Here is a 13,893-nt window from a genome sequence, read left to right as displayed (position 1 = left end):
GACTCGTGGTTTTTTATAGCTTAGAACTTAGGAATAGTGTTTAAAAAAGTCTGCCATCAGTCGTGATGCCCACGATTTCACTTCTAAACTTTCATAAAAACCACAGTGGCTTCCTTTTTTTGTGGTAACTACAGCAATATTTTCCATTTGCTGAATAACCTCTTTATAAGGCTCTAAATTTTTAATAGAACAAACAGGATCATCTTCTGCATTCAGCACCATCAATGGAATTTTAATATTCTCCAATACATAAATTGGATTAATTGCTTTACAGTAACTTTGATAATCGTCAAAACCTACCATCTCGAAATATTCTTTCTCAAAGGCTTCTAAGTTTGTTGTTGCTAATACCTTTTTCAGCGAAGCAACCTGATTCCAGGTATTTTCATAAGGGTAAATAAAGTATTTGAATAATTTTTTAGTCATCATTTTGCTATAAAAAGGATGTACATTTTTAAAGCCAATTTCAGTGTTATAACCTGGACACATTGCAAAAGCTGCTTTAAATGGTGTGTCGAGGCCTTGCTCGCCAAGATAACGCACTAAAAGTCCTGTTCCTGCTGACGAACCTACTGCATATAAATCGGATTCTGGAAAAAGAGTTTGAATATGGTTCAGTTGCTCTCGTAAATCGTCAGTCAAACCAAAAAGAGAAATACGAGGTACTGGCATAGGTAAACCTGCATGTCCACGGCGTAAACAAAGTGCAATCCGCCAACCCGTATATGCATGTAAGTCTTTAACAAGTTCACGCATACTTTCTGGCGTACCTGTAATCGTATGCATGATCACAATAGTTGGCGTTTCTGGCGGAAGATCATAGCCATACCATGCAATCGCTGTTACTCCACCATCTTGCATCGTAAGCTGATCAATACCATCATACTCAAGCTTGATCGTTTTCTTTTTAATCACATCAAAATATAGAAGATGGACATGGGTATTACTCAACCACGGTGTTGGGCGATACTTTTCCTTTAACTGAGGTAATTTTTCCAAAACATCTTTAATTTTCCCTTTCGGGTCATAATACATTTTAGGTTGCTCAGCACCAAGTACAGAATCAAGCAGCTCAGAGCCTAACACTTTAATTTTGTCTAAAGCAGATATACCCATATTCAATAAAAACCTCTATCTAACCACGAGTAAATGTTTGTCGCACCAATGTCGCGACCTGTTGCCCCCAAATAGCATAGATTTCTTTACTTGGATGAAAACCATCACTTGCCATGGATAAATTCATCGTCTGAAAATTTTTAATATCGTATTCAATAAATCTAAATTGTGGCTGTGGGGCTAACCACTGTTTTAATGTTTGATTCATTTGTTCTGCATATTGCCCAAATAACCATGCTAATGGATTGGGTAATGCAGGAAAATGCTGCATTGGCGGGACTCCAGACACAATAATCAATTTTGGCTGAAAATGATTTTGTATTTGAGTAAATAATTGTTTTTGTTGTTTTATCCAAGTTTTAGCTGAAATTAATTTAGTCACATCATTAACACCAACTGACGTAACGACGACATCATATTTTTTGGGTTCTAATTGCTGGATCGCTTGATAAACTTGTTTTGTTGTATCACCAGTTTTTGCATGCAATTTCCAGTGCAACAAATATTCCTTGTTTAATTCTGAAATAATCGCACCAGATAAAGCATCTTGCTGCGTCTCAACACCAACCCCAGCTGCTGCTGAATCACCTAAAATCAGTAAAGAGAGTGGCTGTCCTTGTCCAATAAGACCATCACGATCACCACTCGCTTCTAAAAGTCGTGGTGTGTTTTTACGAACCTTCACCCCCTGTATTACAAGTACAGGTAATAATGCAAAAGTTGAAAGTTTTAACCACATATTAATGATCTCAATACTACTTAGGCTATTTTACTGAGATGGGTTTGGTTGATATTGAGCAAATCGCGCACCCATTTTTTCTGCTAAAGCAGCCAAACCACTCATTGGACGAATCATCACTTCAAAATCAATGATTTTTCCCTGTGCATTAAAACGAACCATATCAATACCTTTAAGCGATTTTCCACTTACATTAGCACTGAACTCCAACACGACATTTTCACCATCTTCAGTGTAGAACTCACGGTGATAAGTAAAGTTTTCAAACACCTGAATCACATTCGTTAAAATGAAGAAAACTACATGTTTTCCCTCATAAGGCTTAAAAGCAACAGGTGAACGAAATACCACATCGTCAGCTAATAACTCATTTAAATTTGAAAGGTCACCTGTTTTGATCATCTGATGCCATTTTTCTAGCGCTTGCTTAGTTGTTTCGATTGTCATTGTAATTTCCTTATATTTTAGCTAATGAAGTTTGAGACATTCTCCTAACATAGAGAATGTCTCATCTTATACTTATAGAACTGCTGCTAACTCAGCACCTTGACGAATCGCACGTTTAGCGTCTAATTCACCAGCTTCCTTCGCACCACCGATCAAGTGAACATTTTTACCATCTGCTTTGAGTTGATCGAACATTGCTGTATATGATTCTTGACCAGCACAAATCACAACATTATCAACGTCTAAAACTGTGGTCTGACCATCTACGGTAATATGTAAACCTTGATCATCTACTTTGTCATAACTTGCACCAGCAATCATTTTCACATCGCGATGTTTTAGACCAGTACGATGAATCCAACCTGTCGTTTTACCTAATCCAGCACCGACAGCTGCTGTTTTGCGTTGTAATAGGTAAATCTCGCGTTCAGATTTTTCTAGCTCAGGTTGCTTTAAACCACCTACATGGGCATAGCTTGTATCAATACCCCACTCCGCATAGAATTTTTCAGGATTCAAACTACCACTATCACCTTCATGGGTTAAATACTCCGCTGTATCAAAGCCAATACCACCAGCACCAATAATCGCAACACGCTTACCGACTGGAACACGCTCTTTTAATACTTGGATGTAGCTCAATACTTTTGGATGATCAATACCTTCAAATTGTAATTGACGCGGTGTTACCCCTGTTGCAACAACAATCTCATCATAATTCGCTTGGCTGAGTTCTTCATAAGTCACGGTATGATTAAGTACCAGCTCAATATTTGGCTGTAACTCAATCTGACGTTTGAAATAGCGTAAAGTTTCGTAAAACTCTTCTTTACCAGGAATGGTCTTAGCAATATTAAACTGACCACCAATCTGATTATTTGAATCAAACACTTTAACTTTATGGCCACGACTCGCTGCATACGTTGCAAAACTTAGACCCGCTGGACCTGCGCCAATTACTGCAATATTTTTTACAGCGTTTGTTTCTTTAAAAATCAGCTCAGTTTCATAACATGCACGTGGATTGACTAAGCATGTTGCAATCTTCATCGAGAAAATATGATCTAAACATGCTTGGTTACAACCAATACACGTATTGATTTCATCACTACGACCTTCACTTGCTTTCAATACAAAATCTGCATCAGCCAACATTGGGCGAGCCATCGAAATCATATCTGCATGACCTGAAGCCAGTACATGTTCAGCCATTTCAGGTGTATTGATACGGTTCGATGTGATTAACGGAATTGAAACTGAGCCTTTTAGCTTTTCAGTTACCCATGTAAATGCAGCACGCGGTACTTTGGTTGCAATCGTTGGAATACGCGCTTCGTGCCAACCAATCCCTGTATTGATAATTGTTGCACCTGCTTTTTCAATTTCTTTAGCAAGTTGTACAACTTCTTCTAAACTTGAACCACCTTCGACTAAATCAAGCATCGATAAGCGATAAATAATAATAAAGTTTTCGCCAACTAAGTCACGAGTACGTTTAACGATTTCAATAGGAAAGCGGATACGATTTTCATAACTACCGCCCCATTCGTCATCACGGTGGTTGGTACGAGCAGCAATGAATTCATTGATCAAGTAACCTTCTGAACCCATGATTTCAACGCCATCGTAACCTGCATATTGTGCAAGCTTGGCACAGTTTGCAAAGTCATCAATCGTTTGTTGAACTTCTGCTGAACTGAGGGCTTTTGGTTTAATCGGGTTGATTGGTGCTTGAATAGCAGATGGCGCAACATTATTTGCTTGATACGAATAACGTCCTGTATGCAAAATTTGCATCGCAATTTTACCACCAGCTTCATGCACAGCTTGAGTAACAACTTTATGTTTTTCAGCTTCTTCGACTGTATCTAATTTTGTACCATGCGCAAATACAACACCATCATCATTTGGAGAAACACCGCCAGTTACAATCAGACTTACACCACCTTTGGCACGTTCTGCATAAAATGCAGCCATACGTTCATAGCCTTGAGGTGCTTCCTCTAAACCAATATGCATAGAGCCCATAAGCACACGGTTCTTTAATGTAGTAAAACCCAAGTCAAGTGGTTGTAATAAATGTGGATAAGCTGACATGTTTTCTCCTTTGGCTAGCAATCTGCTTGCTAATGCAACTTGTTGCATAAAGTTATAAACAAGATTTGATTTTTATGCAACATATTGCATAATTCTGATGAGTCATTTTTTATTACGGATCATCATGTCACTTGCCCATGTTTTATTGACGAGCTTATTAGAGAAACCAAGTACAGGTTTTGATTTAGCTCGTCGTTTTGACCGTTCAATGGGCTTCTTTTGGAACGCGACTCATCAGCAAATTTACCGCGAACTCAATGGAATGCTGAAAAAAGGATGGATTTCTACATTAGAAGAACAAGCTGCCAATAGCCGCAAAAAAACTTATCAAGTTGAACAACTTGGAAGAATACAACTCGCTTCATGGGTTGAACAACAAAGCGAACCAGCTCAACTCCGTGATGACCTCATGGTCAGATTAAGAGCAGAAGCACAGCTTGGCGGCAATAATATTTTGCCTGAACTTGAACGACATCTTGAGCTTCATAAAGAAAAACTTAGTCTTTATCAAACAATCCATGACAAAGACTTTAAGAATAATGAACCTACTAATCGTATCTTATTTATTCATAAAATGATTCTGGAACTTGGTATCATTAAAGAAATCGAATGGATAAGATGGTTAGAAAAAATGATTCCTGAGCTTAAAAAGTTTGAACAAACAAACGAAATTGGAGAAAAATAATGCCGTTTTATACCATGCCTGACCAAGAAAAATTATTTGTACGTCGTGTGGGTGAAGGTGAACCTGTACTCGTACTCTCAGGACTAGGTATGCAAAGTTGGCAATGGCTTCCTTTTTTATTTGCGAGTCGCAAAAAATACGAATTTATTATTCCAGATTGGCGTGGTTTTGGTGGTTCAAAAGAATGTGCTATACCAAATATTGACGCCATTTCGAGTCATTGGAATGATATAGATGCACTTATTCAACAACTTAAATTAGACCAATTTATCCTAATGGGTTATTCCATGGGGGCAACAACTGCAATGCATGGTATGAAACATGGTGATTTAGGGTCAAAACTCAAAGCCTATTTACATATCGATCAAACGCCTAAAATTTCTGTAGATGACTCTTGGCAATATGGGTTGTTTGGACAAAAACAATCACGTTTTAAAAATTTACTACTCGATATTCAAACATTATTATTAAAAAATAAATTTGCGGCAAAACTCGAAGATTTACCAAATGATATCCGTTATAAACTTGTAAGTTTATGGAGCGATTTTATTGAGTTTCAAGGTAGCAATAATTTTAGCCCTAAAGTGGTTAGACTTGCATTAAATCGTCCAGTGTTACAAAAATATTTATTACCCATCCAACGTTTAGATTATTTGCTTTGGTATGTAGAAAATTATTTAAATCATGATGAAGATTATAGACAAGCACTTAGCCAATTGAATTGCCCAACCACATTCTTTATTGGACGTGCATCGAGTCTCTATCCAGAAGCTGGACAAACGCTCGTTGCCCAAAGTCTATCGAATGCCAAAGCCATTTATTTTGAACGTTCTGGACATACACCATTAATTACAGAACCAAGGAAATTTAGCAAAGAAATAGCACGCTTTCTTGCGGAACAAACCACTCAAGCAGCCTAATCAATAATAGATCAACAAAAAAGCCAATCTAGATGATTGGCTTTTTATGCGTTTTATAATCTCATTTGTTCAGCAGCATCTAACAAAATTTGTGCTGTTTTATCCCAACCTAAGCAACCATCAGTCACTGATTGTCCATATATCATATCGCAAGAAATCTTTTGATTGCCATCAACCAAATGACTTTCAATCATCACACCACGAACTTTCGACTCAGTACGTTCTGCAATGATTTGCTTTAAAACATTAGGCTGCTGTAATGGATCTTTACCACTATTCCCATGACTACAATCAATTACTAACGCAGGCAAATGCTTATGTTTAAAGTGCATCGCTTGAATCGAAGCCAAATCATAATTAGTTCCATGATTTGAACCACGTAAAATCAAATGTGGTAAAGGATTTCCATTGCTATGCAAAATTGCAGGTAAACCTTGTTGGGTCATACCCAAGAATTGATGACCATGTAGTGCTGATTGAATCGCATCCAAAGCAATCTGAATTGAACCATCCGTTCCGTTTTTGAAACCAATGCTATACGGCATATGGCTAGAAATTTCACGATGAATTTGTGATTCACTGGTACGTGCACCAATTGCACCCCAAGCCAATAAATCATCAAAATAGCCTGTTGCCATTGGACTTAAAATTTCGCTGGCAATCGGCAAGCCTTTTTCGATAAGTTGTAAGTATAGCGCACGAGACTTTTCTAAACCAAGTTGTAAATCTGATGATCCATCTAAATTTGGATCATATAAAAAACCTTTCCAGCCCACGGTAGTACGTGGTTTTTCAATATAGGCACGCATCACCAAGAATATTTGATCTTTTACTTGTTCTTGTAGTTGTTGGAGGCGATCAGCATATTCGAGTACTGCGATAGGATCATGAATCGAGCAAGGACCCGTAATCACCATTAAGCGATGATCATGTCCAGATAAAATATTCTGAATCGTTTGACGATGTTTTGAAATTTGCTGCGTCAAAGTTGCAGACAAGGGATACTGTGCTTTGAGTTGTGATGGCAAGCTAAGCATTGATTCTTTTGTATGTGTTTGTGGTTGTGTCAAAGCAGTATTTAAAGCATTCATTTTTCAATTCCTTTGGACTGACCTTCTTCGCAGTCCTATCATTTATTTGAGCAAGTGTGATCTAAGTGATGTTGATTTTTTTGCAAAGTAAAACCAAGAAATCTTGCTAAAATATGAATAATTGAATGTATGCATGGTATTTCTCCTAAAATCATGATTGTTAAAGCATAAAAAAACCTGATCGGTGTTGCCGATCAGGTATTAACTGGTTGGGCAACCCTTTTTTGCTGCCCGAAACGCATCAGGCAACTACATATATTGCCAAAAATAAAAGTATGCGTTTGTGTTTACAGTATGCTTTAACATGTTTATTTCAAATATCTAAAAAACTGTTCCTAACCCTTAAATTACGCACTATTTCAGCATTTGACAAGCACTTTTTATCTTTTTTTAATCAAAACTTCAAAATAGTAAAATTTGACCTTTCGTGTTTTCATCCATAGAATAGTTGAAAAATAAACCAATTGAGATTACGCCAATGAAGTAAGTTCTATTTCCATCATCAAAGTTCTTTTTTCTTTTTGATGTGCAAAATAGACTTATCTATCGTTTAGCGATTGTCATTCTAAAATTTATCTCGATCTTGCTATTTTGCATATCCTGTTTATGAGGTTTCTTATGACTCAACAGGCATGTATTGTTTCACACTTATCACTCGAATTAACCCAGCAGAAATTGTTTGACCATCTGAATTTCCAAATTCCTTTACATCAGTTTACAGGACTGATCGGACGTAATGGTCAAGGGAAATCGCTACTGATGTCTCTTTTGCACGAACAAACAGCATCACAACTGCCCTATACAGGTCAAATCTCTTGGCAATGCCCACATCAACATCTTGCTCAACTCCAGCGAGTCCAAGCCAATACCATTGCTCAAGCCCTCGATATTGACAATTTATATCTATGCTTTGAACGTATTCAACAAGGGAGCGCATCATTTACGGATTACGATCTAGTCGAACATCTTTGGCACTTACCAACAGAATGGCAGCAACTTTTAGAAAGTGCAAACCTACCAACCGCGCTGGATACTCCTACTCAAAATTTGAGTGAAGGTCAAAAAACCAAACTTGCCCTTTGTCGTTTATTCCTATTGAAAGATCATTATCTGCTTTTGGATGAACCAAGCAATCATCTGGATGCCCAAGGGCGACAATGGTTAGTCGATCAAATGGTTCAACATCCTACAGGTGGGCTCATCATTAGCCATGACCGACAGCTTTTAGCGCATATACAAGGCATATTTATGCTCAATCAGTTCGGTATGCATTATTACGGTGGTAACTACGCGCTGTATCAACAACAGTATCAAGCACAAGTCGAAGCATTATCACACGCTGTATCACAAGAGAAACGTGAGCTAAAACAACTCAAGGAGCAGCAACATCAAAGCCAAATGAAAGCGCAAAAACGTAAACAAGTAGGTGAAAAAATAAGGGCTTCTGGCTCTCAAGCACCCATCTTATTAGATGCCAAGAAAGAACAATCCGAACAATCTCTTTCTCACCTACGCAAACAACAGAGTAAACAGCTTTCAGATGCAAAAGGTGAATTACAGCAGAAGCAAACCCAACTGGAGCATCTTAAAACCCAATCTTTTGAGTTTACTCATACCGCTGTTAAATCAGGAGAAATCTTACGTTGCCAGCAATTAAAACTTGCTTATGTAGAAACTAAACCTATTGATCTAGCGATAACAGCGGGAGATAAATTACATTTAAGCGGTGCAAATGGTACGGGTAAATCCACTTTACTGAAAACCATTCAAGGTTTAACTTCTCCGCTTGCTGGAGAAATTTATTGCAAAGTAAGTTCTATTTATCTGGATCAGAATCTTTCATTCCTCGATGAAAATATATCTGCTGTTGAATATTTATGTGCTATTGATCCAAATCTGACTGAGCAACAAGCACGTACACGTTTAGGAAACCTACAAATCCGTAGAGATAAGGCGCTGAGCTCTTTAAGAAATTTAAGTGGTGGCGAACGTTTAAAAGTCGCTTTACTTGCCTTGAAACAACAGACTGTTGAGCTATTACTTTTGGATGAACCAGAAAATCATCTCGATATTGAATCGCGTGAGTTACTCGCCCAAGCCATTCATTCTTTTCATGGTACAGTGATATTGGTATCGCATGATGAAAATTTTGTTAAAGAATGCGGAATCAATGAAAGTTATTTATTAAGTTAAGCTTTCGTTGCTATAGATCAGCATGGCAACAAGGCGCACCGTGCTGATTTCCGTTTAACGAACCAAACTTTGCGGCTGCAAAATAATTAGGCAAGCGCCGCAAAGAACAATGATCCCACCTGAAATATCCCAACGCGTTAGCATGACTTGATCGACATAACGCAACCACATCAGGGCAGTAAAAATATAAATCCCGCCATAGGCTGCATAAATACGACCTGATGCCGCAGGATGCAAAGTCAGCAACCAGACAAAGACTGCTAAGCTTAAAGCTGTAGGAATCCATAACCAATGCGATTTTCCTTGATTCAAAATTAAATAAGGAAAATAACAACCTAAGATTTCAGCTATTGCTGTGACGAAAAATAACCCAAATACTTTAAGTACTTGGGTTATCGAGAAAGACAGTTCAAACATTAAGCAGGTTCAGCACTCGGGTTAATATGATCTTCAAATACTTCCAATTTTAAACCAACGTCTTTGCCATTTTCTGTTTTCACAGAAACCGCAACGTTACCACCATGCTCAGCAAGCTCACCAAATAAAATCATCTCAGCAAGCGGCTTTTTCAAATGTTCTTGAATCAGACGTTGCATTGGACGAGCACCCATCAAACGATCATAACCATTAGCTGACAACCAATCACGAGCGCTTTGATCAACATCAAGTACCACTTGTTTCTCATCAAGTTGCGCTTGCAACTCAGTCAAGAATTTATCTACAACTGAATCGATAATCGTAGTCGGAAGTGCTTTAAATTGAATCACACCATCCAAACGGTTACGGAATTCAGGCGAGAATGCACGTTTCATTGCATCCTGATTGTCTGCACTGTGATCTTGCTCAGTGAAACCAATACTTGCACGGACAATACTTTCTGCACCGATGTTGGTCGTAAGAACAATGATCACATTTCTAAAATCAGACTTACGTCCGTTATTATCTGTTAAAGCACCATGATCCATGACTTGTAACAACAAGTTGAATACATCAGGATGTGCTTTTTCAATTTCATCAAGCAACAGTACGCAATGCGGATTTTTATGAATCGCATCTGTCAGCAAACCACCTTGATCATATCCAACATAGCCTGGAGGTGCACCGATCAAGCGAGAAACCGCATGGCGTTCCATATATTCAGACATATCGAAACGAACCAATTCGACACCAAGCAATTTCGCTAGTTGTTTCGTGACCTCGGTTTTACCCACACCTGTTGGACCAGCAAAAACAAAACTTCCCACTGGTTTATCTGGTGCTTTCAAGCCTGCACGAGATAATTTGATCGCTGATGCAAGTGCTGTAATCGCTTCATCTTGACCAAATACAACACGTTTAAGATCACGTTCCAAATTCTCAAGTACAGACTTGTCATCTTTAGATACTGTTTTCGGTGGAATACGCGCAATCTTAGAAACGATGTCTTCGATATTTTCAACAGAAATGGTTGTACCATCGACTTCAGCTTTCAAACGACGTTGTGCACCAGCCTCATCAATCACATCAATCGCTTTATCTGGTAAAAAACGATCATTGATAAATTTAGCTGATAACTCGACAGCAGCGACGAGAGCTTTATCATCGTATTCAACATGATGGAAATCTTCGAATTTGCTTTTCAAGCCACGTAAAATTTCAATCGTTTCGCCTATACTTGGTTCATTCACATCAATCTTTTGGAAACGACGAGACAAGGCATGATCTTTCTCGAATACTTGACGATACTCTTGGAAAGTTGTTGAACCAATACAACGCAAAGTACCATTCGCTAATGCAGGCTTAATTAAATTCGATGCATCCATAGTGCTGCCCATACTTGAGCCTGCACCAATGATCATATGAATTTCGTCAATGAATAAAATCGCATTCGGATTCTTTTTCAAAGCATTCAACAATTGTTTTAAACGTTTTTCAAAGTCACCACGATATTTAGTCCCCGCAACTAAAGCACCAATGTCTAAGCTATAAACTTCAGCATTCGCAAGTGGTTTCGGTGCCTTGCCGTTGACAATCAGCCAAGCTAAACCTTCCGCAATTGAGGTTTTACCTACACCCGGATCACCAACAAGCAACGGATTATTTTTACGGCGACGACATAAAATCTGAGCCGCTCGCTCAATTTCTTTTTCACGTCCAATTAAAGGATCAGTTTTGCCCTTTTGCGCTTCGATGTTTAAGTTAAGCGTATATTGGTCAAGTGGCCCAGCATTTGCTGAAGCTGCGCTTTCACCGTCAATATCTTCAACTTCTTCTTCAACTTGAATCTCATCTTTACGTGTTCCATGAGATAAATATTGTGTCAAAGTTAAACGGTTAATTTGATGACGTTTAAGTAAATAAACCGCGAACGAATCTCGCTCAGAATACATTGCAACTAAAACATCTGCCCCTTCAACCGTACGATCACCACCGCTCGATTGAACGTGGAAAATTGCACGTTGTAAAATTCGATCAAAGCTCTCTGTTGGATGAGGTGCTTGTTCACTATTATCACCAAGTTTTGGGGTATGTTGCTCTACATATTCCTCTAATTCTTTACGCAAGGTAACGATATCAGCACCACATGCTTTTAACGCATTGACTGCTGAATCATTATCAAGTAAAGCAAGCAACAAGTGCTCAACTGTCAGAAACTCATGTCTCTTTTGACGAGCCATGCTAACAGCCAAACGTAACGATACTTCTAATTGACGACTGAGCATGTAACCCCCTTATATTTTGTGCTTTATCTAAAAAGATAATATAGAATAAAGCTGGTATTAACTTGGTTTGTCTGAGGCTATAAAGCGTTATCTAGTATACGTTTACAATAACACTTTACTTCATAATCTACAGTTAGCATTACTTGAGTATCTTGGTCAAGATTGAAAACAAAGTATTGTTGTAAAATTTCGATTACAAAGAGAATAAGACTCGTCTAATCGCTCAAAAAGACAGCAAATCTATTCTTTATTTATGAAACCGTATTAAACCTATGAAAAATTTTAATATGCTATGATCTTAGTTAAAACCTAACAAATCATGTATAGGTTGAATATAAAGATAGTCAGTATATTGATTCATATTTTTAGCACAAAACAATATATATGTTGATTTAGCACTTAAATCACAACAAAAAAGATAGCTTTGCTTTCTTAATACTATTACCCACTACATATGAGCCAACCATAACGCAAAGTCTCGCACCTGTGGAATGAAATTACGCAAGTGTTTGCTTTTCTTAACGTCTTCACTCACAGCATATGAGCCATATCATGGCGCAAGGTCTTGCGCATGAGGAATGAAATTCCGCAAGTGCGTTGCTTTTCTTAACGCTTTTACTCGCAACATAGTTGCTCGTCTTGCGCAGCTAAAAAGCGTTGCTTTTTTTAACGCTGCTCAGGTTCGATCTGACACAATAATGGATGACCTTGAGATCGGGCAAAGTTATTCACTTGATTCGCTTTTGTTTCTGCAATATCACGCGGATAAATACCTGCTGTTCCTTTGCCTTCATAATGAACTGTCAACATCACCTGACTTGCTTGATCAAGATTCATTCCAAAATAACTTTGTAGTACCTCAATAACAAAATCCATCGGTGTGTAATCATCATTCAGTAAAACAACAGCGTATAGTGGCGGTTTTTTTAATTCAGGTGGTGCTGTCTGAACAATGACTTCGCCATCATGATCCTCTTGCGAGTCACTTAAACGTGGATTTAAGTGCCAATCGACATATCCAGATTGATGAAAGGCATTTTTCACTTCACTTAAATTCATTTGTCGTTTATATCTTCGCATATCCAGTTCTTACTAAATTTTATTGAGCATTTGCTTCAGCTTGAGGAATTTCTGATACAAAAGCAGAACTCACATCAACAGGTTGACCACGTTGCCAACTAAAGCGTTTAATCACTGGTGTAGGTGAACCAGCTAAACGAACCTCAATAAACTGAGGTGTGAAACCTTTAGGCATGGTCCAGCGCCCAGTCAACCGTTCAAAATCATCGAAATTAAAATTGGCATCTTCTAATGGTACAACCAGAACTTCTGTATCTTTAATTAACCTTAATTCAACACTACCAACAGCTCGGCGTTTATTTGGGTTTACTTGAACCAAGTCTAATTGATATTCAAAAGCATTTTCGGGTAAAGATTTAATCGCTAAATTTTGTACAGTTAAGCTAACACCACCACGTTGTCTTAAAATTTCACGATAAATGGCATTCATATTTTCAAACTGAGTTTTATCAGCATTAGCTTGATTAATACCTTTAAATAGCTCATCGGCATTACTAACCGCCATATCACGTTCTTGAACAGCAGCATTTAAGCTTTTACTAACTAAGTCCAAGGCTGACTTTTGCTTTTGTACGACATCAACAAGTTGTTCAGCATCGGCATCATAACCAACAACAGTCAAACCTTGACGATGCCCAACAGTATATCCCAACATAAAACTACTACCAATCAGTAATGTAGCAGCAATCACTAAAGGCAAATTCGTCTTGAGGAATTTATTTTTTTTAACGGAACTTTCTGGTGAAGTAGTCGGTTCAGCGTTTTCCATCATCATCTCTATCGTTATGATTTACATCAAAGCACACATTTAAATCCAAATTTA

The 13,893-nt window shown here is 38.0% G+C and carries 12 protein-coding genes and 1 pseudogene; 3 read left to right on the top strand and 10 right to left on the bottom strand.

From position 1 onward, the window contains the following. Positions 1 to 27 precede the first annotated feature (27 nt). The 4 genes from ACN19N_RS07855 to ACN19N_RS07840 all read right to left on the bottom strand — a co-directional run bounded on the left by ACN19N_RS07855 (position 28) and on the right by ACN19N_RS07840 (position 4,399). Positions 28 to 1,116 (bottom strand): YheT family hydrolase, encoded by a 1,089-nt coding sequence (locus tag ACN19N_RS07855; RefSeq protein ID WP_269230444.1) that lies wholly within the window; start codon positions 1,114 to 1,116, stop codon positions 28 to 30. Positions 1,117 to 1,135: 19 nt separating this feature from the next. After that, entirely contained in the window at positions 1,136 to 1,855 is a 720-nt protein-coding gene (locus ACN19N_RS07850; protein WP_269228051.1) for an SGNH/GDSL hydrolase family protein, read from the bottom strand. 30 nt (positions 1,856 to 1,885) lie between these two features. Next, positions 1,886 to 2,302: a nuclear transport factor 2 family protein gene (locus ACN19N_RS07845; RefSeq protein WP_269228052.1), complete on the bottom strand. Its 417-nt coding sequence runs from the start codon at positions 2,300 to 2,302 to the stop codon at positions 1,886 to 1,888. Positions 2,303 to 2,374: 72 nt separating this feature from the next. Beyond that, complete coding sequence (locus ACN19N_RS07840; RefSeq protein WP_269228053.1) at positions 2,375 to 4,399, bottom strand: NADPH-dependent 2,4-dienoyl-CoA reductase; 2,025 nt, start codon at positions 4,397 to 4,399, stop codon at positions 2,375 to 2,377. 124 nt (positions 4,400 to 4,523) lie between these two features. Here ACN19N_RS07840 and ACN19N_RS07835 point away from each other — a divergent pair, with 124 nt between their 5' ends. After that, positions 4,524 to 5,084 carry a PadR family transcriptional regulator gene (locus tag ACN19N_RS07835; RefSeq protein WP_420002366.1) on the top strand — a complete coding sequence of 187 codons (561 nt, stop codon included), beginning with the start codon at positions 4,524 to 4,526 and terminating at the stop codon, positions 5,082 to 5,084. After that, positions 5,084 to 6,004, top strand: coding sequence for an alpha/beta fold hydrolase (locus tag ACN19N_RS07830; RefSeq protein ID WP_420002335.1), 921 nt, complete (start codon positions 5,084 to 5,086; stop codon positions 6,002 to 6,004). Before ACN19N_RS07835 ends, ACN19N_RS07830 begins: the two co-directional genes overlap by 1 nt. Positions 6,005 to 6,057: 53 nt before the next feature. Here the strand turns inward: ACN19N_RS07830 and ACN19N_RS07825 are convergent, their stop codons facing one another. After that, positions 6,058 to 7,095 carry a 3-deoxy-7-phosphoheptulonate synthase gene (locus ACN19N_RS07825; protein ID WP_420002334.1) on the bottom strand — a complete coding sequence of 346 codons (1,038 nt, stop codon included), beginning with the start codon at positions 7,093 to 7,095 and terminating at the stop codon, positions 6,058 to 6,060. Between the two features lie 618 nt (positions 7,096 to 7,713). On the opposite strand from ACN19N_RS07825, the gene ACN19N_RS07820 reads away from it, so the two are divergent. Beyond that, complete coding sequence (locus ACN19N_RS07820) at positions 7,714 to 9,288, top strand: ATP-binding cassette domain-containing protein (RefSeq protein ID WP_420002333.1); 1,575 nt, start codon at positions 7,714 to 7,716, stop codon at positions 9,286 to 9,288. A 54-nt stretch (positions 9,289 to 9,342) separates the two neighbouring features. On the opposite strand, the gene ACN19N_RS07815 is transcribed toward ACN19N_RS07820, so the two are convergent. The 5 genes and pseudogenes from ACN19N_RS07815 to ACN19N_RS07795 form a co-directional block, all read right to left on the bottom strand. Then, entirely contained in the window at positions 9,343 to 9,705 is a 363-nt protein-coding gene (locus ACN19N_RS07815) for a YnfA family protein (RefSeq protein WP_269228057.1), read from the bottom strand. Then, positions 9,705 to 11,990, bottom strand: coding sequence for an ATP-dependent Clp protease ATP-binding subunit ClpA (clpA, locus tag ACN19N_RS07810; RefSeq protein ID WP_269239589.1), 2,286 nt, complete (start codon positions 11,988 to 11,990; stop codon positions 9,705 to 9,707). The genes ACN19N_RS07815 and clpA overlap by 1 nt, the downstream gene beginning before the upstream one ends. A gap of 113 nt (positions 11,991 to 12,103) precedes the next feature. Next, positions 12,104 to 12,190 (bottom strand): annotated as a pseudogene (locus ACN19N_RS07805) (ATP-dependent Clp protease adapter ClpS); the annotation flags it as partial. 466 nt (positions 12,191 to 12,656) lie between these two features. Further along, entirely contained in the window at positions 12,657 to 13,070 is a 414-nt protein-coding gene (clpS, locus tag ACN19N_RS07800) for an ATP-dependent Clp protease adapter ClpS (protein WP_005160061.1), read from the bottom strand. Between the two features lie 19 nt (positions 13,071 to 13,089). Next, positions 13,090 to 13,839, bottom strand: a complete 750-nt coding sequence (locus ACN19N_RS07795) for a DUF6776 family protein (protein ID WP_420002332.1) — start codon at positions 13,837 to 13,839, stop codon at positions 13,090 to 13,092. Positions 13,840 to 13,893: the final 54 nt, after the last annotated feature.

The organism is Acinetobacter sp. LF10, from assembly GCF_048585715.1.
Taxonomy (GTDB): Bacteria; Pseudomonadota; Gammaproteobacteria; order Pseudomonadales; family Moraxellaceae; genus Acinetobacter.
Note: the sequence above shows the minus strand (reverse complement) of the source record. Positions and strands in the feature narration are given on the sequence as shown.